19 protein-coding genes are annotated in these 23,009 nt (G+C 63.3%); 10 read left to right on the top strand and 9 right to left on the bottom strand.

The genetic code is table 11. The annotated features are described in order from the left end of the window. Positions 1 to 18 precede the first annotated feature (18 nt). Positions 19 to 1,140, bottom strand: coding sequence for a branched-chain amino acid ABC transporter substrate-binding protein (locus LB551_RS15020; protein ID WP_140553885.1), 1,122 nt, complete (start codon positions 1,138 to 1,140; stop codon positions 19 to 21). Positions 1,141 to 1,535: 395 nt separating this feature from the next. After that, positions 1,536 to 1,802: a sel1 repeat family protein gene (locus LB551_RS15015; RefSeq protein ID WP_010915070.1), complete on the bottom strand. Its 267-nt coding sequence runs from the start codon at positions 1,800 to 1,802 to the stop codon at positions 1,536 to 1,538. 448 nt (positions 1,803 to 2,250) lie between these two features. Here LB551_RS15015 and LB551_RS15010 point away from each other — a divergent pair, with 448 nt between their 5' ends. From LB551_RS15010 to LB551_RS14990, 5 genes are all read left to right on the top strand, one after another. Beyond that, positions 2,251 to 2,592, top strand: a complete 342-nt coding sequence (locus tag LB551_RS15010) for a DUF2147 domain-containing protein (protein WP_140517988.1) — start codon at positions 2,251 to 2,253, stop codon at positions 2,590 to 2,592. 207 nt (positions 2,593 to 2,799) lie between these two features. Beyond that, positions 2,800 to 2,958: a hypothetical protein gene (locus LB551_RS15005; protein ID WP_181172646.1), complete on the top strand. Its 159-nt coding sequence runs from the start codon at positions 2,800 to 2,802 to the stop codon at positions 2,956 to 2,958. Positions 2,959 to 3,012: 54 nt separating this feature from the next. Then, positions 3,013 to 3,207: a hypothetical protein gene (locus LB551_RS15000; RefSeq protein ID WP_140494649.1), complete on the top strand. Its 195-nt coding sequence runs from the start codon at positions 3,013 to 3,015 to the stop codon at positions 3,205 to 3,207. A 101-nt stretch (positions 3,208 to 3,308) separates the two neighbouring features. Then, positions 3,309 to 4,769, top strand: coding sequence for an AMP nucleosidase (locus tag LB551_RS14995; RefSeq protein ID WP_224622954.1), 1,461 nt, complete (start codon positions 3,309 to 3,311; stop codon positions 4,767 to 4,769). Positions 4,770 to 4,910: 141 nt separating this feature from the next. Further along, complete coding sequence (locus LB551_RS14990; protein ID WP_140553892.1) at positions 4,911 to 5,939, top strand: endonuclease/exonuclease/phosphatase family protein; 1,029 nt, start codon at positions 4,911 to 4,913, stop codon at positions 5,937 to 5,939. A gap of 13 nt (positions 5,940 to 5,952) precedes the next feature. On the opposite strand, the gene LB551_RS14985 is transcribed toward LB551_RS14990, so the two are convergent. Both LB551_RS14985 and LB551_RS14980 read right to left on the bottom strand, forming a co-directional pair. Further along, the gene (locus LB551_RS14985; protein ID WP_224659668.1) at positions 5,953 to 6,546 is read right to left on the bottom strand and encodes a DUF922 domain-containing protein; all 594 of its coding nucleotides are present in this window, start codon (positions 6,544 to 6,546) and stop codon (positions 5,953 to 5,955) included. A gap of 137 nt (positions 6,547 to 6,683) precedes the next feature. Next, complete coding sequence (locus LB551_RS14980) at positions 6,684 to 8,363, bottom strand: electron transfer flavoprotein-ubiquinone oxidoreductase (RefSeq protein WP_224659667.1); 1,680 nt, start codon at positions 8,361 to 8,363, stop codon at positions 6,684 to 6,686. A gap of 221 nt (positions 8,364 to 8,584) precedes the next feature. Between LB551_RS14980 and LB551_RS14975 the strand changes: the two genes are divergently transcribed. The 3 genes from LB551_RS14975 (at position 8,585) to LB551_RS14965 (ending at position 11,065) form a co-directional block, all read left to right on the top strand. After that, positions 8,585 to 9,229 (top strand): hypothetical protein, encoded by a 645-nt coding sequence (locus tag LB551_RS14975; protein ID WP_140517982.1) that lies wholly within the window; start codon positions 8,585 to 8,587, stop codon positions 9,227 to 9,229. A 108-nt stretch (positions 9,230 to 9,337) separates the two neighbouring features. Beyond that, entirely contained in the window at positions 9,338 to 10,213 is an 876-nt protein-coding gene (locus tag LB551_RS14970; RefSeq protein ID WP_224659666.1) for a uracil-DNA glycosylase family protein, read from the top strand. Positions 10,214 to 10,261: 48 nt separating this feature from the next. Beyond that, the gene (locus LB551_RS14965) at positions 10,262 to 11,065 is read left to right on the top strand and encodes a helix-turn-helix domain-containing protein (protein WP_224659665.1); all 804 of its coding nucleotides are present in this window, start codon (positions 10,262 to 10,264) and stop codon (positions 11,063 to 11,065) included. Positions 11,066 to 11,074: 9 nt separating this feature from the next. Here the strand turns inward: LB551_RS14965 and LB551_RS14960 are convergent, their stop codons facing one another. Continuing rightward, positions 11,075 to 11,977 carry a DMT family transporter gene (locus LB551_RS14960; RefSeq protein WP_263495870.1) on the bottom strand — a complete coding sequence of 301 codons (903 nt, stop codon included), beginning with the start codon at positions 11,975 to 11,977 and terminating at the stop codon, positions 11,075 to 11,077. A gap of 282 nt (positions 11,978 to 12,259) precedes the next feature. Between LB551_RS14960 and pepN the strand changes: the two genes are divergently transcribed. After that, positions 12,260 to 14,905, top strand: coding sequence for an aminopeptidase N (gene pepN, locus LB551_RS14955; protein WP_224659663.1), 2,646 nt, complete (start codon positions 12,260 to 12,262; stop codon positions 14,903 to 14,905). 101 nt (positions 14,906 to 15,006) lie between these two features. Here pepN and LB551_RS14950 read toward each other — a convergent pair whose 3' ends face one another. Continuing rightward, positions 15,007 to 15,420, bottom strand: a complete 414-nt coding sequence (locus tag LB551_RS14950; RefSeq protein WP_140553904.1) for a cupin domain-containing protein — start codon at positions 15,418 to 15,420, stop codon at positions 15,007 to 15,009. 245 nt (positions 15,421 to 15,665) lie between these two features. Between LB551_RS14950 and LB551_RS14945 the strand changes: the two genes are divergently transcribed. After that, positions 15,666 to 17,993, top strand: a complete 2,328-nt coding sequence (locus tag LB551_RS14945; RefSeq protein WP_224659662.1) for a PAS domain-containing sensor histidine kinase — start codon at positions 15,666 to 15,668, stop codon at positions 17,991 to 17,993. 44 nt (positions 17,994 to 18,037) lie between these two features. Here the strand turns inward: LB551_RS14945 and LB551_RS14940 are convergent, their stop codons facing one another. From LB551_RS14940 to LB551_RS14930, 3 genes are read right to left on the bottom strand one after another with little or no spacing between them, the layout of a single operon-like run. Further along, entirely contained in the window at positions 18,038 to 18,517 is a 480-nt protein-coding gene (locus LB551_RS14940; RefSeq protein ID WP_140553908.1) for a DUF4179 domain-containing protein, read from the bottom strand. Between the two features lie 51 nt (positions 18,518 to 18,568). Beyond that, a complete protein-coding gene (locus tag LB551_RS14935) occupies positions 18,569 to 21,529 on the bottom strand; it encodes a bifunctional [glutamine synthetase] adenylyltransferase/[glutamine synthetase]-adenylyl-L-tyrosine phosphorylase (protein WP_224659661.1) in 2,961 nt (986 codons plus the stop codon). Beyond that, complete coding sequence (locus tag LB551_RS14930) at positions 21,529 to 23,004, bottom strand: sensor histidine kinase (RefSeq protein ID WP_224659660.1); 1,476 nt, start codon at positions 23,002 to 23,004, stop codon at positions 21,529 to 21,531. Before LB551_RS14930 ends, LB551_RS14935 begins: the two co-directional genes overlap by 1 nt. Positions 23,005 to 23,009 lie beyond the last annotated feature (5 nt).

Genomic DNA, 23,009 nt, shown 5'->3' with positions numbered 1-23,009 from the left:
CATCCATGTAGGCCGCGATTACGGCTGGATCGGCGCGTACTTGCCGTCGTGCCACTGGTTGATGTCGTAGCTGGCGTTCTTGAGGTCGCCCTTCTCGTCGAAGGTGACATTGCCGACAACCGTGCTGATCGGCTGCCCGTTCTTCAGCGCCTCGGCGACTTTGGCCGGATCATCGCTGCCGGCACGCTTGATGCCTTCCGCAAAGGCCTGGATCGTGGCGTAAGAGAACAGCGTGAAGCCTTCCGGCACGAAGCCGCCGGCTTTGATCTTCTCGACGGCTGCCTTGGCTTCCGGCTTTGCCTGAGGATCCGACGGGAAGACGAACATGGTGCCTTCGCCGGCCGGGCCGGCGACCTGCCAGAACTCCGGCGAGGCTATCGAATCCGGCATGATCAGCTGGAACTTGATGCCCTGTTCCGCCGACTGGCGCAGGATCAGGCCAGCCTCGGGGTGGTAACCGCCGAAATAGACAACGTCGGCTTTGAGGTCCTTGAGCTTGGTGACAAGCGCCGAATAGTCCTTCTCGCCGGCATTGATGCCTTCATAGTCCACTTCCTTCAGGCCGCCGGCATTCATCGTAGCCTTGACCGCATCGGCAACACCCTGACCGTACGCACTCTTGTCATGCAGGATGACGACGTTCTTGCCGGCATATTTCTTGGCGATCCACGGACCGATGAAGGCGCCCTGCGCGTCGTCACGCGTATAGAGGCGCATGATCGTCGGCCAGCCGGCCTTCGCCGCGGCGTCGGTCAGCACCGGGTTCGAGGAGGCCGGGCTCATCATCAAGGCACCGGCTTCGGCATAGACGGCGGAAGCCGGAATGCTCGATCCCGAGCAAGCGTGGCCGTCGATGAACTTGACGCCGTTGGCGACGATACGGTTGGCGACCGAAACCGCCTGCTTCGGGTCGCACTGGTCATCCTCGATATCGAGCTTGATCTGGCGACCGTCGACACCGCCGGCGGCATTGATCGCGTCGGCGGCAGCCTGCGCGCCCTGCTTGAACTGATCGCCGATGGTGGCGAGCTGTCCGGTCATCGGACCGACCACCGAAAAGGTGATGTCGTCGGCAAAGGCGACCGGCGTGCTCATCATCAGGCCGAAAATGGCCGCGTTCAAAATACTCAATTTTTTCATTGTGGTATGACTCCTCCACTCACGCGCGGCCGCCCCGGCCACGCTTCTTCCAGAGAGGCCGGACAATTTCATCCTTCGTGTGGCCTGTCTAGGCGCATTGGCGGCGCTCGATTGGGCCTGCGAAGCATCGCTGGAGCAAAAAGGCAAAAGCCGCGCCGGCCTTGTTCCGGCCGGTCGCGGCTTTACCTGTCGAGCTGTTTCTCAAGTGCCCCCCGCACTCGAACCCAACTCGCCTTCCCTGTCTTCCTGCTGGCCCTGCTCTTTTCCGAAAACCGGATCATGGCCGCCGCGCCGCTGGCCCTGTCGGGCGTACCGCGTTCTTGGTTTTGTCGCGTGGCCGTCTTACCGCGGCCTTGTCCTTGTCCGGCGGACCGGAAGGCCGCCCTGCCTTATATTCAGTGCATCGTCATCCATTCGCGGGCCTCGCGCAGCGCCTTGGCGATCTCGACCTTCGACATCGCAGCCGACAGTTCCGAGCGCAATTCCGCGGCGCGGGCCGAACCCTTGATCGCGGCGATGTTGAACCATTTGTGGGCGGCCACGACGTCGGTCTCGCAATCGCGGCCGGTCGCATACATCATCCCCAGTTCGAAAAGAATGTCGGCTTGGGCGGTTGCCCCCATGGCGCCGAAGCCTGCTTCAAGCATTTCAAAACGTGCCATTTTTCAATCCCCTGTTCCGGCCCTGTCTGGCTCCCGAGAGCTGCCTCCGTTTGTCTGTCCGGGCCGCTCGTTCGATGCTTTCGAGAATGCCGCGCAGGCTTGAATCCGTCGTTAAATGGCGTGCTTAATTTGAGGAAAACAAAGCTAAAACAATAGGTAAACATGGAAATTCGTTAAGGATACAAAGCCAGCGATTCAGCCCCATTGCGCCAAATTTGACGAAAATTTCCGTGACCGGAATCAACACTCCGCTAACCACGCGAAACAAACACGAGGTTACGTATGCACTCAGTTCCCTGCCGACATTGCTTCTTTTGGCGGTTCTGAAATCGCCGGGGCTTCCGCAGCGGCACCGCTTTTGTTTTGCTGGAAGCTGGATTAGCTTACGTTTGCGTAAGCGGCAGACCGGTGAGGTGGAGCCTTCTGCCGGGTATCCAAGGGAGCAAAGATGTTTCGAAAAGCAAGCCTGGCCCTGGCGGCCACTTTGATCCTGACCGGTGTGGCCTGGGCCGATCCGATCGAGGGAAACTGGAAGACGCAGGCCGGCGATACCGCGGCCATCGGGGGCTCGGGTTCATTTTCCATCACGCTGAAGTCTGGCAAATATGCCGGCAAGACCATCGGTTCGCTCAAGGCGTCCGGCGACAACAAATACACCGGCAGCATAACCGACCCGGCAAACGACAAAACCTACTCCGGCAAGGCGACACTGTCGGGCACCTCGCTGAAAATGAGCGGCTGCGTGCTCGGCGGGCTGATCTGCAAGAGCCAGACCTGGCACAAGCTCTGATCGACCCCATCCTTGCGACATGAAAACGGGGCCCGCAGGCCCCGTTTTCGTTCCATGATCCTGGCATGCTGTGCCGGCGGCCATGCTCCTTATGGCCAGCGCCGCCTCAAAACCCATCAACCAATTTGAACGGCAGATGAACGCCGGCATCAGAGCCGGTTCAGTCGTGCCCGGGCATTCTCCTGCGTGTTGAAGGAGACACGACCAATGCTCGCCCGCCGCTTCACCATCGTCTGCCTGCTGGTGAGCCTGTTTGGAATGTTCTTCGCCATCCTCGTCGCCGAAGCGGGCCGTTCGGCCCGTTCCTGGGACGAGGCCAGTTCCAGAACCTGCCGCCTCGCCTGCCCGACCAGCCTTCGCCCCTAAAGACAGAAACCAAAGACCTGACCAAACCAAGACCTCGAAAGAAAAGCCAAGACCATGAACCGCATCGCCGCCAACCTCTTCAAAACCGTTCGGCTTCTGCCGCGGGCGGCGCTCATCCTGGCGTTCCTTGCCGCACCGGTCCTGGCCGTGCCGATGATGCGTGCCGATGCGGGTTCCACGATCGACGCGCCGGCACTAAAGAAATCCGGCGTCGGTTTCGTACTGCTGGTCAGCCTGCAGCGCGGATAAATTGCGCCTTCGATCGGGACACCCCTCCCAACCGCCTTTCCAAATCTCTATATTGGGCCATGGAAAAGCGAATCTATCCCCAGGCCATCGAATCTGTGGTCATGCCCGAGCCTTTTGGCCGGCAAAGCTTCGACACCGCCGAGAAGGCGGTCGCGGCGCTGCAAGCCCTCTACGACCGCAACACCAAGTTCCTGCGCGACTCCTTCGCGGCGCTTGCCGCCGGCGGGGACAGCAGCAAGCGCTACCGCGCCTTCTACCCGGAGATCGGCGTCACGACGAACTCGTTCACCCAGATCGATTCACGCCAGGCCTATGGCCACATGCCGACGCCGGGGCATTTTTCCACCACCATCACCCAGCCGAGCCTGTTCGAACGCTATCTGGTCGAGCAATTGCGTCTGATCATGCGCAACCACGGGGTCGCGGTCACGGTTTCGGAATCGACAACGCCCATCCCGCTGCATTTCGCCTTTCTCGAAGGCACACATGTCGACGGAACGGCGGCCGAGCGTATCCAGCGGCCGATCCGAGACCTGTTCGACGTGCCGGATCTCGACGGTACAGACGACCAGATCGCCAACGGCACGTTCGAAGTGGCGTTCGGCGAACCAAGGCCGCTGGCGCCGTTCACCGCGCAGCGGATCGATTATTCCCTCCACCGGCTGTCGCACTATACCGCGACCACGCCGCAGCATTTCCAGAATTTCGTGCTGTTCACCAATTACCAGTTCTATATCGACGAGTTCGTGGCGCGCGCCCGCGACCTGATGGAGAATGGCGGCGGCGGATATGCCGAATTCATCGAGCCGGGCAACGTGGTCACCAAAGCCGGGCAGAGCGCGCCGAGCGAAGGGGTGGCGCCGCAGCGCCTGCCACAGATGCCGGCCTACCACCTGAAGAAGCCGAACCATGGCGGCATCACCATGGTCAATATCGGCGTCGGCCCCTCCAACGCCAAGACGATCACCGACCACATCGCGGTGCTGAGGCCGCATGCCTGGGTGATGCTCGGCCACTGCGCGGGCCTGCGCAATACGCAGGCGCTGGGGGACTATGTGCTGGCGCATGCCTATGTGCGCGAGGATCACGTGCTGGACGACGACCTGCCGGTCTGGGTGCCGATCCCGCCGCTGGCCGAAATCCAGGTGGCATTGCAGGAAGCGGTGGCCGAAGTCACCGGCCTATCGGGGTACGATCTCAAGCGCATCATGCGCACCGGCACTGTCGCCACCATCGACAACCGCAACTGGGAACTGCGCGACCAGCGCGGACCGGTGCAGCGGCTTTCGCAGTCGAGGGCGATCGCACTTGATATGGAATCGGCAACGATCGCGGCCAATGGCTTTCGCTTCCGCGTGCCTTACGGCACGCTCTTATGTGTCTCCGACAAGCCGCTGCATGGCGAGCTGAAGCTGCCCGGCATGGCGACCGAGTTCTACAAGCGGCAGGTGGCGCAGCACCTGACCATCGGCATCAGGGCGATGGAAAAGCTTTCGGAAATGCCGATGGAGCGGCTGCATTCGCGCAAGCTCAGAAGTTTTTCGGAAACGGCCTTCCAGTAGCCGATCTGCGCGCTGCCAGAGCCATTCGCCGTCTGGCCGGCGATTCGCTATCTTGCCAGCAATTCGCTATCTTGATTGAGCCGCATTTTTGCCGATAACCGATCGAAGACAATCGCTGGCAACTCATGCAGATCTGATCCGATGAAACGCAGTCGAGACATGGCGGCTTCACTGGTATTCATCGTGATGATGACGCTCTCGGTCGCGCTGGTGGCCGGGTTCTTCGGCGCCTTGCACCCGGCGTTCGATTCATTTTCGCATTTCCGCATCCACCTCGCCGTGCTGATGGCGCTTTGCGCGCTGCCGCTGCTGGCGACATCGTTTCGCCTGCAAGCGGCCGCGGCCCTGGTTTTTGCCGTGGCAGCCCTTGCCACCGCTTCGACCGCCTTGCCCCGGCCATGGCCGGTTCAGGCGGTCGCCAAATCCACCGACCAGGCAGTCTACAGCCTGCTGCAGATGAATCTGCGCTACGATAACCCGACGCCGAAGAAAGTGCTGTCACTGATCGGCCGGACCAATCCCGACGTCATCACCCTGGACGAGGTGTCGGCGATGTGGGCGACGGAGCTTGGCTACATCGCCAGCGCCTATCCATACCGGATCCTCTGTCCCTATCCCAACGGCGTTTTCGGCGTCGCGCTGCTCTCGCGGCGACCCTTTGTCGCCGGCACCGCCCCACATTGCGAGCGCCGGGGTGCAATGGCCATTGCGACCATCGATTTCGGCGGCAGAAGCGCCGACGTCGCCGCCATCCATCTCAGCTGGCCGTGGCCCCGGGAACAGTTTTGGCAGATCGGCGAACTCTCGGAGCAGCTTTCATCGCTCGGCCAAACCGCCATCATGGCCGGCGATTGCAACGCGGTGCCATGGAGCGCCGCGGTGCGGCGCGTCGCCGCTCTCGGCGGACTGACCGTCATGCCGTCGGCCGGGTCGACCTGGATTCACCGGAAGCTGCCCGACTTCCTGCGCCGCTATGCAGGCCTCCCGATCGACCAGGCGTTCAGCAAGGGCGGCGTGACCATTCTGTCGTCAACGCGACTGGAAGACACCGGCTCCGACCATCTTCCCGTACTCGTGGAGTTCTCGCTTCGCCCCGACGACAGGCAGCCCCATGACGAGCATGAGAGCGCGCTCGCGGCGAGCGACCTTCAAAACAATCCGCGCGGTTGATGCTTCGGCATTCTCAGGGCCTGGTCAACGCTTCGACAAGGTGCTCGACAGGCCCGCCGCCGCGATGTTCGCGCGCATCGAAAGCGTTCTGCCTGCCTTCATATTCGACATAGATGGCCTTGATCCGGCGCCGCGCCTCGAGGTGCGTGCCGGTGCAGAACCAGTTGTCCGGGCGCCGCAGGCCGGCAAGCGCGGTCTCGGTGGCCCGCATCATCCGCCTCGCGATACCGCCATGCGTCTGCTCGTGCTTGCGAACGCCGACCATGAAACGGTCCCAACGCTTGCGCAGGACCGGGCTTGCCGACGAGAGCCGCGGGAAAGTGTAGGTCAGGTTGAGCGTCCCGTTGGCCTGCCGCAGATGGCAGGCTCCATCCTGCCGGACGATATCGAGATCCCAGTGCACGGCGTAACCGGTTTCGGCGATGGCGCGCGTCATATAGCCGTGCTTGGGCCCCAGCCGGTCCATCGCCTCGACAAGGGCGGCTCCGGTGTTTCCAGCGACATCATAGGTGCGGATGTGAACGGTGAGCTTTGTGGCTGCCGATGCGGCTGATGCGCAAAGCAGCATGAAGGCCATGGCGAGCATCGTCGGGCTGGTCAGGCGCATGTCCGCCTCCTTTGTCGGATCCGAGCAGACCACACTCGGCGGGAGGCTTCAACGGGCTTGATCGAGGCAGGCGGTCGACGGCGACAGACAAGTCCGCCGCCGCTCGCATGTTCTTCGTGACAGCTTAGCCGGCACGCTCACATGTTCTGATAGACTGGGCCTTCGCCGCCTTGCGGCGGCACCCAGTCGATATTCTGGTTCGGATCCTTGATGTCGCAGGTCTTGCAATGGACGCAGTTCTGCGCGTTGATGACGAAGCGCACATCCTTTGCCGCCGGATCGGCAGCGGCATTGCCGTCCTTGTCGACCCATTCGTAGACGCCTGCGGGGCAGTAGCGCGTCGAAGGTCCGGCAAAGACGTCATGCTCGGAACGCTTCTGCAGCTCCATGTCCGCCACCAGCAGATGCACCGGCTCGTTTTCCTCGTGGTTGGTGTTGGACAGGAACACCGAGGACAAGCGGTCGAAGGTCAGCACGCCATCGGCCTTGGGATAGTCTATCTTCTTGTGCTTCGCGGCAGGCTCTAGCGTGGCGTAGTCGGCCTTGCCGTGCTTCAGCGTGCCGAAGGGCGAGAAGCCGAACAAAGTGTTCAGCCACATGTCCAGCCCGCCAATGGCAACGCCGGCGATGGTGCCGAAGCGCGACCACAGCGGCTTGACGTTGCGCACCTTCTTCAGATCCTTGCCGATGTCTGTCGCCCGCCAGGCCGCTTCGTAAGCGGAGAGCTCGTCATTGGCGCGGCCGGCCGCGATGGCCTCGGCGACATGCTCGGCCGCCAGCATTCCCGACAGCACGGCATTGTGCGAGCCCTTGATGCGCGGGACGTTTACGAGGCCGGCGGCGCAGCCCATCAACGCGCCACCCGGGAAGCACAGTTTCGGCACCGACTGCCAGCCGCCTTCGGTAATCGCGCGCGCGCCATAGCCCAACCGCCTGGCGCCCTCGAAAGTACCGCTGATCGCCGGGTGGGTCTTGAAGCGCTGGAACTCCTCGAACGGCGACAGCCAGGGGTTCTTGTAATTGAGGTGGACGACGAAGCCTACCGCCACCTGATTGTCGTCCAGATGATAGAGGAAAGAGCCCCCACCGGTCTTGAGGTCGAGTGGCCAGCCGAAGGAGTGCTGGACGAGACCCGGCCTGTGCTTCTCCGGCTTGACCTGCCACAGTTCCTTGAGGCCGATGCCGTATTTGCCCGGCTCGCGGCCCTCGGAAAGCCTGAACCTGGCGATCAACTGCTTGGCGAGCGAGCCGCGCGCGCCCTCTCCGATCAGCACATATTTGCCCATCAGCGCCATGCCCGGCGCGAAACCCGGGCCGTGTGTGCCATCCTTTTCGACGCCCATGTCGCCAGTGACAACACCGGTGACGGCGCCTTCCTCGTTATAGAGCAGGCCGGCCGCGGCGAACCCCGGATAGATCTCCACGCCGAGCGCCTCGGCCTTGGCCGCCAGCCAGCGGCAGACATTGCCAAGCGAGACGATGTAGTTGCCGTGATTGTTCATCAGCGGCGGCATCATCATGTTGGGCAGCCGGAAAGAGCCGGCGGGGCCAAGCACCAGGAAATGGTCCGCCGTGACCGGCGTCTTGAACGGATGGTCCTGTTCGTCGCGCCAGCCCGGCAGCAGCCGGTCGATGCCGATCGGATCAACGACGGCGCCTGACAAGATATGGGCGCCAACCTCACCGCCCTTTTCCAGCACGACCACGGAAAGCTCGGGAGTGACTTGCTTCAGGCGGATGGCGGCGGCGAGGCCGGCCGGGCCCGCACCGACGATCACCACGTCGAATTCCATGCTTTCGCGTTCGATATCGCTCATCAACCCCTCCGCACTGGCTTGTCGCTATTGCGCGTATCTTGCTGGCTCCCGCGCTGCATAGCGCATCAAGTCGCGACAGGAAACCGGCGCGTCTGTGACAACGTGGATTTGGCCAAAAAGTCGCGCATCGTGCCGAAGGACACCCGTTTTGCGTCGACCTGCCGGCGACGCGTACGTTTTTTAATTGTTCGACGGCTTGCTTATCGGCCATACTTCGCACCATGCGCATTCCTGGGCCAGCCGGCTTCTCATCAACGCGCTTCCCATCGACGCCCGGCAGGGCCTGCCGGGCGTTCCTTTCGGCCCTCCCCCTGCTGGCGCCGGTCCATGCCTTTGCCGACGAGGTGAAAGTCTGGGCCACCGGTGCCTACTCCTTCTCCGACGAGCTTGGCGGGTTCGAAATCACCGGCGCTTCCGGCACCGGCACCAAAGACGATCCGCTCGTCATCACCGAAGAGCTGAATTCGGCGACGCCGGTGACGTTGACCATCCGTGCAACCAAGCCGATCCAGGCGTTCGGCAAGGCGGGCGAGTTCGCCAACGGCATCATGTATCTGCGCTTGGACGTGCTCAACAACAGCGGCCAGGCCTGGATCGAATTCCAGTTCGAGCTTCAGGAGGTCCTGAATCAGCCGAGCGTCTTCGGGGACGGACTTTCGTTCGACCAGCGCAACAAGACGCCTGACAACATCTGGTCGAGCAATTTTGCCGATTTCGACCGCGATTTTGAACCGTATGACCGTCTGCTGTTCAAGAACGGCAAGGTCGACCCGCTCAAGACCGCCAGGTTCGAATTCCTGATCACCGACTATACGCCGCGCTGGACCTTTTATCTGGTGCAGGACCCGCGCATACCGACGGGTTAGGTTGCGGTGAGCTATGACGCCGCCACAGACAGGCCCTCATTGCCCGGTTGTGCCAATGTCCCCAATCACAAACTTGCAATATGCGACCAGTCGAACGATGGTGGCGCTATGACTGCCGCTTCCCCAAACAGCCGACCCGATGTCGCCGAGTTGCTCGCCTTCTATGCCAGCGCGGGCGTCGACGAGGCGTTGGAGGACGCGCCGGTGAACCGCTTCGCGGAAGCCGCGCCCAAGCCGGCGGAGCGGATGCCGGCTGTCGCGCCGAGCGATAGCAGAGCACCGGAGCGGCCCGCGGCCCAACCGCGTCTCGATGCGAGCGCCGTGCCTAACGCTCCGCCGGCGCGCCCGCCCATTTCGGCGGTGCCCGACGAGGCGCAGGCGGCGCTGGCTCGTGAATTGGCCTCGGCTGCCTCGACGCTGGACGAGCTTCGCCAGCACATGTCGACTTTTGACGGCTGCAACCTGAAGTTCACCGCCAAGAACCTGGTCTTTGCCGACGGCAACCCGGATGCATCGGTGATGCTGGTCGGCGAGGCGCCCGGCCGTGACGAGGACATAGAAGGCCTGCCCTTCGTCGGCCGCTCCGGCCGGCTGCTCGACCGCATGTTGGCCGCGATCGGGCTCGACCGGACATCCGCCTATATCGCCAATGTCATCCCCTGGCGGCCGCCGGGCAACCGCACGCCGACGCCGCACGAAACCGAGATCTGCCGGCCCTTCATCGAAAGGCAGATCGAACTGGTCAAGCCGAAGGTGCTGGTCAATCTCGGCGGGCCCTCGGCCAAGACCCTTCTCAATACGAGCGAAGGTATCTTGCGGCTGCGCGGCAACTGGCGCGCCCACACGACAGCGTCCGGCGTCGTTATTCCGGCGATGCCGACGCTGCACCCGGCCTATCTATTGAGGACGCCGGCGCACAAGAAGCTGGCCTGGCGGGATTTTCTCGAGGTGAAGGCGAAGCTAAGAGCGCTCACCTCTCCATGACCTCGCGGGTAATTGAAATGCGCCTGCCGTCGCCCTAACCATGCCCTCATGACATCTCCTCAAACCTCCGCCGGCAGCCTCATCCGTGAATGGCGCACCCGACGTCGGATGAGCCAGCTCGACCTCGCCACGGAAGCCGATATCTCGCAGCGGCATCTGAGCTTCGTCGAGAGCGGGCGGGCCGCGCCCTCGCGCGACATGGTGCTGCACCTGGCCGAGCAGCTTTCGATCCCGCTTCGCCAGCGCAACCAGCTCTTGCTAGCGGCGGGCTTTGCGCCGAGCTTCAGCGAAAGGCCGCTGACCGACATTTCGCTGGCACCGGCCATGGCGGCGGTCGAGACGGTGCTTCGAGGGCACGAGCCGTTCCCGGCGCTCGCGGTGGACCGACACTGGAACCTCGTTTCGGCAAACACTGCCATTGGGCCGTTCCTGGCCGACATTTCCGAGCCCTCGCTGCTCAAGCCGCCAGTCAACGTGCTGCGGCTCAGCCTGCACCCTGGAGGTGTCGCGCCGCGCATCGTCAATCTCGCGGAGTGGCGGGCGCACCTGCTGGAACGCCTGAAGCACCAGAACGACGCGTCAGGCGATCCGGTGCTGATCGAACTGGAGCGTGAGTTGCGCGGTTATCCGTCCGGCCTGAAGAGTGGGCGGCCGGCGCCGGTCGAGCCGAGCGGCATCGTGCATCCGCTGCGGCTTGCCCATGGGGATCAGGTGCTGTCGTTCATCAGCACCATCACCGTGTTCGGCACGCCGCTGGACGTGACGCTGTCGGAACTGGCGATCGAGTCCTTCTTTCCGGCCGACGAGCAGACGCGGACGGCGCTGGTAAGATTGGCCAAAGAGCGGGCCTAACGGTGCTGATCACCCCTGCGGTGGGGCGGCCTTGCGCGTGCGGGTGCGTTCCAGGCCGAGTTGACGTTCGCGCCAGATGATGAAGATGCCGGCGGCAACGACGATCAGGCCGCCGGCCAGCGTGTTCAGCGTGGCGACATCGCCGAAGACGAGATAGCCGGCCACGACGCCGAGGATCATCGAGGTGTATTCGAACGGCGCCACGACCGATGCCTCGGCATGACGATAGGCCGAGGTCATCAGGATCTGGCCGAGGCCGCCGCAGAAGCCGGCGGCGACAAGAAGGGCCGCCTGCCCCGGCGTCAGCGCCTGCCACCCAAACGGCAGCGACAGCAGCGCCATGACGCTCGCAGTCACCGAAAACCAAAGCACGATCGTGGCGGTGCGCTCGCTTTGCACGAGATTGCGCACGAGCAGCATGGCGACGGCCGAAATCGCCGCAGCTATCAGTGCGGCGATGACGCCGAGCACCTCCTGGTCGTCGAGCGCCTCGCCGGAACTCAGGAGCGTCAGCTCCGGCCAGGAGATGATCAGCACACCGACGAGACCGACGGCGACCGCGCTCCAGCGATAGACACGAATGGCTTCGCTGAGGAAAATCGAGCTGAACACCACCACCAACAGCGGCTGGGCGTAATTCAGCGTGATTGCTTCCGGCAACGGCAACCGCGTCAGCGCGAAGAAGCCGAGCCCCATGGCGCAGACGCCGACGACGCCGCGCGCGATGTGGTTGAACGGACGGCTTGTACTGAAAGCCGTGCCGAGATTTCCCTTGAAAGCCAGAAAGGCGATGATCGGAAAGATAGCGAAGAAGGAGCGGAAGAAGACGATCTGTCCCGCCGGCACGGTGCCCGCCGCCTTGATGCAGGTCGACATGCCGACGAAGACCGCCACCGAGACGATCTTCAGCATAATGCCAGTGAGCGTGTTGTACCCTACGGTATTGTCACTGTTGCCGGGGCCTGCTGTCACGCTCCCGCCGCTTCCCGCATGGCTGCCCAGGTGCGCGCCGGCGTTGCCGGTCTCTCGATATGCCTGACGTCGTAGACGGCGGCCATGACTGCCTCGCGATGTTGGAAAGGAGGGTCTGAATAGACCTTCTCGCAGTTTTGTCGAGGCGCCGGTTCGTGTAAAGAGCGCGGACCTCAAATTTTTGGACGGGCAGGACAGGCCCGGAAAGACAGGAACCACGGGATGCGCACCGACACTGGCCAGGTCTTCAAACTCGAAGACTATCGCCCCAGCGACTATCTCATTCCGGAAACGAGCCTTGAATTCCGTCTTTCGCCAGGGGCGACGATCGTCACGGCAATTTTGACCGTCGAGCGCCGCGATGGCGTCACGGCCTCTGCGCCGCTTGTGCTGGACGGCGACGGGCTGACGCTCAGGCGCGTCGAGATCGACGGCAGGAAAGCCAAGCCGACGGATTTTGCCGTGACGCCCGACCGACTGACCATCCTCAAGCCCCCGGCCGCGCGTCGCTTTCGGCTGTCGATCGAGACCGAGCTGGTGCCGTCGGGCAACGAAGCGCTGATGGGCCTCTACCGCTCAAGCAACGTCTATTGCACGCAATGCGAGGCAGAGGGCTTCCGCCGCATCACCTATTTCCTCGACCGCCCCGACATCCTTTCCGTCTACACCGTGCGGATCGAAGCCCGCCGCGACGAGGCGCCGCTGCTTCTGTCCAACGGAAACCCGGTCGACAAGGGCGATCTCGGCGATGGCTGGCACTATGCCATTTGGCACGACCCCTTCCCCAAGCCATCCTATCTGTTCGCGCTGGTCGCCGGCAATCTCGGCCGGGTCGCCGACAGTTTCGTCACCATGTCCGGCCGCACGGTCGAGCTCGGCATCTATGTCGAGCCCGGCAAGGAGAAGCTCGCCGGCTACGCCATGGATGCCTTGAAGCGATCGATGCAATGGGATGAGGAGGCATTCGGCCGCGAATACGACCTCGATGTCTTCAACATCGTCGCCGTGTCCGACTTCAACATGGGCGCGATGGAGAACAAGGGCCTCAACGTCTTCAACGACAAATACGTGCTGGCCGACCGGGAGACCGCGACGGACGCCGATTTCGCCAATATCGAGGCGATCATCGCGCACGAGTATTTCCACAATTGGACAGGCAACAGAATCACTTGCCGCGACTGGTTTCAGCTTTGCCTGAAGGAAGGGCTGACCGTTTATCGCGACCACGAATTCTCCGCCGACCAACGTTCGCGTGCGGTCAAGCGCATCGCCGAGGTGCGCACGCTGCGCGCTCATCAATTCCCCGAGGACCAGGGGCCGCTGGCGCATCCGGTCAGGCCGCGCCGCTATCGCGAGATCAACAATTTCTACACGGCGACCGTCTACGAAAAAGGCTCGGAGGTGGTGCGCATGATCCGCACCATCCTCGGGCCTGATAGCTTCCGCGCCGGCATGGACCTCTATTTCGAGCGGCACGACGGCACGGCGGCGACGATCGAGGATTTCCTGACAGTGTTCGAGGAGGTGTCCGGCCGCGACTTGTCGCAATTCGCGCTCTGGTACCATCAGGCCGGCACGCCTAACCTGGCGGTGAGCTCGACATATAACCGGGCGGAGCGGGAATTCACGCTGGAAATCGAGCAATCGGTGCCGCCGACCCCGTCGGAAAGCCGCAAACGGCTGATGCACATCCCGCTCGCCTTCGGTCTGATTGGCGCCGATGGCGAGCCGGTCGCCTATGACACGGTCGACGGCGCCAGCGTCGAGGACGGCATCATCCACATCCGCAAGCGCCGACATGTGGTGCGCTTCTCAGGCGTCGCCGAGCGTCCGGCGGTTTCGCTGAACCGCGGCTTCTCGGCGCCGATAACGCTTGCCGTCGAGCAGAAGACCGATGACCAGTTCTTCCTTGCCGGCCATGACAGCGACAGCTTCTCGCGCTGGCAGACCTTCAACACGCTGCTTACGGATGCATTGATCCTGGCCTTCCGCCAGATTCTCGGCGGCGCTGAGCCTGGCTTCACCGCGCGACTGACCGAGCTTGCCGGCAGGATCGCGAGCGACGAGACGCTGGAGCCGGCCTACCGGGCGCTAGCGCTTTCCCTTCCGGGCGAGACCGACATAGCGCGCGACATCGGCAAGAACATCGAACCCGACGCCATCTTCGCTGCCCGCGAGGCGCTGGCGCTGGCAATCGCCAGGGCTAACCGCGATGCGTTCGCCGGCCTCTACGCGCGGCTTGCCGACGCCGGCCCGTTCAGCCCGGACGCAGCTTCCGCCGGACGGCGTGCGCTGCGTAACGTCATGCTCGACTATCTCTCGCTGCTGTCAGGCGGCGCCGGGCTTGCGGCGGAGCACTTCCGGTCGGCCACCAACATGACTGACCGCGCTGCAGCACTGACCGTGCTCGCGCATCGCCACCATGGTTCGCCGGAGGCAAACAAGGCACTGGCGGCTTTCGAAGAGACATATGCGTCCGACCCGCTGGTCATGGACAAATGGTTCCAGATTCAGGCCAGCGTACCCGGTCCGCAAGCGGTGGAGACGGTTCGCGCCCTGACCACGCATCCGGCCTTCTCGATGGCCAATCCGAACCGGGTGCGCTCGTTGATCGGCACATTCTCCAGTGCCAACCAGACCGGCTTCCACCGCGCCGACGGCGAAGGCTACCTATTCTTCACGCAGACCGTGCTCGAGGTCGAAAAACGCAATCCGCAGGTGGCGGCAAGGTTGGCAACGGCGCTCCGGTCGTGGCGTTCGCTCGAACCTGGCCGGCAGGCCAAGGCCAGGGAAGCGCTGCTTTCGATCGCCAATGCCGAAAACCTGTCGGCGGATTTAAGCGATATTGTCGAGCGTACGCTGGCGTGAGCCAGACCCAAGCGGCCACCATGGTGGTCGGCGGCAATGCCAAGGCAACGCCACCGGCCCGTCGGGCTGTGCCTCCGCTGCTCAAACGGATTCCCGCCTCCCTACGCGGATATTAACATGGCGATGCGATGCACGCCGACCTCGGCGCTCGTATTCGTCGCCTCGTCGGTCTTGCCCTTGGCGCAAGTGTACATGTCGCCTTCCTTGAGCTTGAACTCCTTGTCGGCCTTCTTGATCGTGAATTCGCCGGCTGTGACGGTGCATACCATGTCGTTGTCCATCACCATCGCCGGAGCATGTGCGCCGGGCTGAAACACGACATCGACGATTGAGATGCTTTTGTAGGCAGGAATGTCTGAGTTTCCCGTGCCGACCTCCACCACTCTGATGCCGGGCGCAATTTCCTTGCCCTCCTTCGGGCCGTATGTCTTCGTTTTTGCCGACGCCGCCAGGGCGAACAAAGGCGTTACCGCTGCCGCTGACACGCCGAGAGCAATTGCAGATCTGCGATTCATGCTTTCCTCCCAATGTGCAATCCCGCACGGAATATGCGTGATTTCTAATATTACTCCCTTTCAACGGTGATCGCCATCGCATGCCCTGCTCGGTTGGCAGAAAAGCCACTATTTTAGTCTATTTTTAATGTTTTTTCGCCGGGCCACTGGACAAGGCGAATCACCTTTGATTCTTTAATGACGATTCGGAAGTGCGGCGTTTGCCGGATCATCAGACAGCATAGGCAAATCGGGGAGTGCCATTTATGGCGAAGGCGGACGCGTGGGGCGCGCCCGGAGGGATAGCTTTTGCGCGTCGCGAGACGCCGCGAAGCGACGGCCTTGCCGGGAATGCGCGACTCATCGCCGAACCGGCCTACAAGCGGCTTCTGGCCGCCGAGCCATTGCTGCGCCGATCGATACCGGCTCTCATCGTCATCTTCCTGATCGCGATCGCGGCGCTACGCGTCCTGTCGCTGATGAACGAACGCGACGATATCGAGCGCAACGCCAAGGCGATCCTGATGCTGGCGTCCAGTCAACTGGCGAGTTCGCTGGCCACCACCACGTCCGACACCGCGCCGGGCGCCATCCAGGACCTGTTGGAAACGACCAGCCGCCAGGACGCGATGAGCCGCGGCCACGTTCTTGTCGTCACCGACGGCGCCTTCAAGATCACCGCGGTGACGCCGCGCTCGATGTCCTGGCAAGGCCGTTCGCTGGACAGCCTCGCCCAGGGCGGCCAGCCTCTGTTCATTTTCGGCGACCGCGCCGGAGTGATGGAGGTCGATATTGGCGGGCAGGACTGGTATGCGGCGGTCAGCCTGGCGAACGGTCGCAAAGGTGCGGCAGCGGCGCTGGTGCCGCAGGACGCGGTTTTCGACGCCTGGCGCAAGACAGTCTCGCTGAACGTCACGCTGTTCGTACTGACGGCCGGCGTGCTGATCATCATCCTCTACGCCTATTTCGGCCAGGCGGCGCGCGCGCAGGCTGCCGACCGCATCTACCTCGAAGCGCATCAACGCATCGACATGGCGCTGGTACGCGGCCGCTGCGGCTTGTGGGACTGGGACATGGTGCGCGGCAAGATGTATTGGTCGCGCTCAATGTACGACATGCTGGGCTACGAGCCATGCGACACGATGCTGTCCTTCGGCGAGGTCGACGAGATCATCCACCCCGACGATGGCGATCTTTTCCAACTCGCCAACAAGATCGTCGCGCGCGAGATCGATCATATCGATCAGGTGTTCCGGATGCGGCATGCCGACGGGCAGTGGGTGTGGATGCGCGCAAGGGCGCAGGTCATGGATCCGGAAGCGCCCGAAATCCAGTTGATCGGCATCGCCGTCGACGTCACCGAGCAGCGTCACCTGGTGCTTCGTTCCGAGGCAGCCGATCTGCGCCTGAGGACGGCGATCGAGAACATCAACGAGTCCTTCGTGCTGTGGGATGCCGCCGAGCGGCTGATCATGTGCAATTCCAAATACCAGAAGGACAATGGCCTTTCGGACCGTGACGTGATGCCAGGCGCCGTGCGCGCCACGCTGGAAGAGCGCATGCTCGCTTTCGCTTCCGACCGGCGGCTTGCCAACAGCAATGGGCCGCAGGGCGGCGCGACGTTCGAACGGCAGCTGGCCGACGGCCGCTGGTTGCAGGTCAACGAACTCCGAACCCGCGACGGCGGTATCGTCTCGGTCGGATCCGACATCACCCAGATCAAGCTGCATCAGGAGAAGCTGGTCGACAGCGAGCGCCGGCTGATGGCGACCATACACGATCTCAGCCTCGCCCGCCGGGCCGAAGAGGAGCGCGCGCGCGAACTGGTCGAACTCAACCGCAAATACATGAAGGAAACCGAGCGCGCCGAAGCGGCGAACCGGGCCAAGTCCGAATTCCTGGCCAACATGTCGCATGAACTGCGCACGCCCTTGAACGCCATCATCGGCTTCTCCGAGCTGATGGAACAGGGGCTGTTCGGCCCGCTGGGATCGGAGCGCTACGAGGAATACGCCACCGACATCAACAGCAGCGGCAAATATCTCTTGGGCGTCATCAACGACATTCTCGACATGTCGAAAATCGAGGCCGGCCAATTCTCGCTCGACCGCGAAGAGATCGATCTCGGTCCGCTGATCAGCGAGACGGTCAGGGTCGTGTCGCTGCAGGCCGCACAGAAGGCGATCACCGTCGAGACCCGCATCGCAGACGCGCTGACGCTGTTCGCCGACCGCCGCGCGATCAAGCAGATCGTCATCAACCTCTTGTCCAACGCCGTGAAATTCACCGGCCAGGGCGGCCACATATCGGTCAGGGCACGCAACACCTCAGGCGCGCTGGTGCTGACGATCGAGGACAATGGCTGCGGCATCCCGAAGGAGGCGCTCGGCAAGCTCGGACGGCCCTTCGAACAGGTGCAGAACCAGTTCTCCAAGAGCCATGCCGGGTCTGGCCTCGGACTCGCCATCTCGCGCTCTCTGGCCGAACTGCAAGGCGGTGCCCTGAAAATCCGCTCAACCGAAGGTGTCGGCACGATTGTGTCGGTGCGCATTCCGGTGAAGAAGGCGACGCCCGTGGTCAAGGTCGCAGCTTGAGCAACGGACTCCGGCGACGTCGCCGAAGCCCGTGCCGGAAGGCGTTATTGCATGCTGTCGTCGTCGCCTTCGTCATCCCACTGACGGTGTAGGCCAAAGCGGCCGCCCTTTGGCAGTTCACCCCTCTTGATCTTTCCGTCATTGTTCTTGTCGAGCAGGGCAAAGAGCTTCTTGTCGCGACTGGCGATGTCGTTCGTCGTCAGTGTAGCGTCGCCCTTGGTGTCGTAACGCGCGATGATGCGCCTGGCCATGCGCTCGAAGCGCGCCTTTTCCAGCGCGGCGGCGAGCTGCTCCACCGTGAGCTTGCCGCCATTGTCGGCAACCAGCTTCTTCAACCGCGAATCCATGACGCTTGAGAACTGGTCGAAGCTGATGGTGCCGTCATTATCTTTGATCGCCTTGTTGAGGCGCATCATCGTGCGCTCACGCATATTTGCGCTGTCGATGTTCTCGGCATAGGCCGCAGTGCCGACGGCCCCTGCCAACGCAATGAAGGCGAATGCGAGCTTGGTTGTCTTTCTCATGGTCTTCTCCTGTTGCATCGTCACCCCCGATGCGATCCGCACGGCCATTGATCACGGCCGCCGGGTACGAAGCAGAAGGTCGAAATCCTTCCTGACCTTCCGCGACGTCTCCTTGAGATGTGCTTCCAGCACACCGAAATCCGGCAGGTCGGTGACCGCCAGAAGCAGATCCGAAAGCCCCGGCGGCACATCGTCCCGCTCGAACTGGCCGGTGAGGCAAAGCCTGATCATTTGGGTCAGCGCCAGATAGAGCCGGTAGGCCTCGCCAAGCTCGTCCCTGATATCGGCGGCTGCGAATTGTGGCGCAAGGCGCGACAACACCTCCGCGGTTGCCGTGACCCTGCGGCCGGGTTCGACATTGCCCGTGACGACCGCCACCTGGGCGATGAATTCGAGATCGATCAGGCCGCCGGCAATGAGTTTGATGTCCCAGAGGTCGCGCGGCGGCTTTTCCTTCTCGATCATGGCGCGCATGTCGGACGCTTCCGCTTTCACCTTTGCTGCGTCGCGCGATTGCCCGAGCACCGCCGCAACGTCGGCTTCGACCTCGGCACAGAGCCTGGCATCTCCGGCAATGGCACGTGCCCGCGACAGCGCCATGTGCTCCCAAGTCCAGGCCTCCTGGCGCTGGTATTTTTTGAAGGCATCGATGTGGGTGGCCACCGGCCCCTTGTTGCCGGACGGACGCAGCCGCAGGTCGAGTTCATACAGCACGCCTTCCGCGGTCGGCGCGGAAACGGCGGAAATGAGGCGCTGCGTCATCCTGGTGTAGTAATGCGAGGGCGCCAGCGGCTTTTCACCGTCGGATTCCTCGGCGTCCGCATCGTGATCGTAGAGCAGGATGAGGTCAACGTCCGACCCCGCCGTCAATTCACGGCTGCCGAGCTTACCCATGCCGAGCAGCGAAACCACGCCGCCGGCGATTGTGCCGTGGCGCGCCTCGAATTCGGCCATGACCGCGCGCAACGCGGCCGCGATGGTGAGGTCGGCCAGATCAGAAAAGGCGTGGCCGGCACGGGCCGGATCGATCGAGCCGGCGAGCAGCCGCACGCCGATCAGGAATTTCTGCTCGGAGGCAAAGATACGCAGACGATCGAGAGCGTCCTCATAGGCGCGGTCGCCTTCGAGGAACGCGGTAAGCCGTGCAGATAGATAGCCACGATCCGGCAATTCGGTGAGAAGAGCGGGATCGAGCAGCCCATCGAACACATGTGGACGGCGCGTGATGATCGCGGCCAGACGGGGTGCTGCGCCCATGATCGTCGCCATAAGCTTCAGCAGCGCCGGATTGGACTGGAGCAGCGAAAAGAGCTGGATGCCGGCAGGCAGGCCGGCGAGGAACTCGTCGAAACGGATCAACGCCTCATCGGCCCGGCGCGTCTGGCCGAAAGCCTTGAGCAGCGCCGGCGTCAGTTCCGTCAGCCGTTCGCGCGCCTCGGCCGACCGGGTGACGCGGTAGCGACCGAAATGCCAGCCGCGGATCACGCGGCAGATGTCGCTCGTTCGCTGGAAGCCGAGACCGTGCAAGGTCTGCAGCGTATCGGGGTCGTCGACGTCGCCGGTGAAAACCAGATTGCCGATGCCTGCCGAAAGCTCCGGCGCGGTTTCGAACAGCGCCGCGTAGTGACGTTCGACCTGCTGGAGCGATGCGCGGAAGCCCAGGGAAAAAGCAGCCGCGTCGGCGAAGCCCAACATGCGCGCGATTCGCTCCAGCCCTTCATCATCCTCCGGCAGGGTGTGCGTCTGCTCGTCGGCCACCATCTGGATGGCATGCTCGACCCGGCGCAGAAACCAATATTGTCGGGCCAGTGCGTCGCGTGCCTCGGCGGTGATCCAGCCGCGCGCGGCCAGCTGGCCGAGCATCGGCACGGTCTCGCGGCCGCGCAGTTCCGGGAAGCGGCCGCCGGCGATGAGCTGCTGCGTCTGGACGAAGAACTCGATCTCGCGGATGCCGCCGCGCCCGAGCTTGACGTTGTGGCCCTTGACCGCGATCTCGCCATGGCCCTTGTGGGCGTGGATCTGGCGTTTGATCGAGTGGACGTCGGCGATCGCGGCATAGTCCATGTATTTGCGCCAGATGTAGGGTTGGAGCTCCTTGAGGAAAGCGGCGCCGGCGTCCAGATCGCCGGCCACAGGACGCGCCTTGATCATGGCGGCGCGCTCCCAGTTCTGGCCGCGCGCCTCGTAGTAGCGCAGCGCCGCCTCGACCGGGATAGCCAGCGGGGTCGAACCGGGATCGGGACGCAGCCTGAGGTCGGTGCGGAAGACATAGCCATGTTCGGTGCGGTCCTGCAGGATTCGCACCAGACGGCGCGTCAGCCGCGAAAACAACTCCGTCGCATCGAGTGGATCGACGACGGCCGGCGCTTCCGGGTCGAAGAAGACCACAAGGTCGATGTCGGAGGAAAAATTGAGCTCATGCGCCCCAAGCTTGCCCATGCCGAGCAGGATCCAGCCCGACCGGTCCGAGGGATTGGCGGGATCCGGCAACTTCAGCTTGCCCTGCTCATGCACGTCGCGCAGCAGGAAATCGACGGCAGCGCGCGTGCACGCATCGGCAAGGTCGCTCAACCGCCGCACAGTAAGCGAGGTCTCGGCCTCGGCGGCCAGATCGGCCAGAGCGATCAGGAAGTGCGCATCGGCCTTCCATTGCCGCAGTTCCATCATCAATCTGGATTCGGAGATCGCCTCGGAAAACGATACCTGGTCGATCGCCGCGATGATCGCCTTCAGCCGGGCCTCGACCGGCTGGTCGAAAAGCCCATCCAATATCTGCGGCCGGCGACGCGCCGTGTCACGCAGGAACGGCGACAGGTCGAAGACAGCGGCCAGGAAGTCCTGCGCCTCACCCGTTCCAGCCAGGAATTTCGCCAGCTGCGTCAACCCTTCTTCGCGTGCCAAGGTGGCGATCTCGGCCAGCTCCTGCCGGGCCCGGCTGTCGTCCAGAGGAGCAAGCCTTGCCGCCGGCTTCAACAGCCAGTCCCTCGCCATCGGCTTTGCAGCCGCCGTCATCAATGATCCTCCCGCGGGGGAAAACTCATGACCACCGATAATCCGGGATTACCAGGCAACAGATCAAGCCGGCCATAGTGGAATGTCATGACCGCCTTGGCGAGGCTGAGGCCAAGCCCAGAACCTGGCTGGGAACGGCTCTTTTCGAGCCGCACGAACCGTTCCGTCGCCCGGGCGCGATCGGCATCGTCCGGAATGCCCTGGCCGTTGTCGGCGACGACAAGCCTGATCTCGCCATGCGCGCGTTCGAGCGTCACGCGGACCGCTGGCTTGGAGGTAGAATCGGTCGAGTACTTGATCGCATTGTCGACGATGTTGGACAGCGCCTGGCCGATCAGCTCGCGGTTGCCGTCGACAAGGAATGCGCCATTGACCGCGGCTTCGAGCGAAACGCCGGCCTCTTCCGCCACCGGCTCGTAGAGTTCGACGACATCGCGAACGGCCGCGGCCAGATCGACGCGGCTGGTGCTTTCGGAGGAATAACCCGCCTCCAGCCTGGAGATCATCAGGATGGCGTTGAAGGTCTTTATGAGTTGGTCGGACTCGGCGATGGTGCCTTCCAGCGCCTGGCGGTAGTCCGATGTCTTGTGCTTGCCCGAAAGCGTCGCCTCAGCGCGATTGCGCAGCCGGGTCAGCGGCGTCTTCAGGTCATGCGCGATGTTATCGGAAACCTGCTTCAGCCCCTCGTTGAGCATGGCGATCCTGGCCAGCATCGCGTTGAGGTTCTCGGAAAGCCGGTCGAACTCGTCGCCGGCGCCGGTCACCGGCAGCCGGCCCGAAAGATCGCCGCCCATGATGCGGCGGCTGGCTTCCGAGACGCCATCGATGCGCTTCAGCGCGGCGCGGCCGACGAAGAACCAGATCAGCAGTCCGCCCAGCCCCATCATGCCGAGCGCCAGCATCAGGGAGCGGCGGATAACGGCGCGGAACCGCTCAGGTTCGCCGAGATCGCGGCCGACCAGCATGATCATCTGGTTCGGCAGGCGGAGCACCAGGGCGATCGCGTTGTGGCCCTTCTCGCCTTCGGATCGGACCGCCGTATCACCCGGCTGCGGCGTGGCCTGATCGGAGGGCGTGCTGCGCTGCCGGTCGAGTTCGCCTTCGCCGAAACGGCGGTAGGAGAACGGCTCGGTCGTCCAGCCTTCGGTTTCGATGACGCCCGGCTCCAGGCTCTGCACGTTGCCGGTCAGGATCTGACCGTTGGTGTCGGCGATCAAATAGAGATTGGCGCCGGGCTGGCGCGAGCGGGCCTCGACCACGCGGACCAGCACCGGCAGGCCGCCGCGCTGATAGGCGCGGGCAAGGCCGAGCACCTCGTCGTTGATGGTCTCCTGCGTCTGCGCGGTCAGCATGCGCGCCGACAGCGAGGTCATGTAGAGGACAAGCAGCACGGCGCAGAGTGCGAAGAGCAGAAGATAGAGCGCCGAGAGCCGCGCGGCCGTCGTCTTCATGATGGCGGGCACGGAAAGGGCCATGCCGC

Origin of the sequence: Mesorhizobium sp. BR1-1-2 (assembly GCF_020165435.1) — a bacterium.
In the GTDB taxonomy this organism is placed as follows: Bacteria; Pseudomonadota; Alphaproteobacteria; order Rhizobiales; family Rhizobiaceae; genus Mesorhizobium.
Note: the sequence above shows the minus strand (reverse complement) of the source record. Positions and strands in the feature narration are given on the sequence as shown.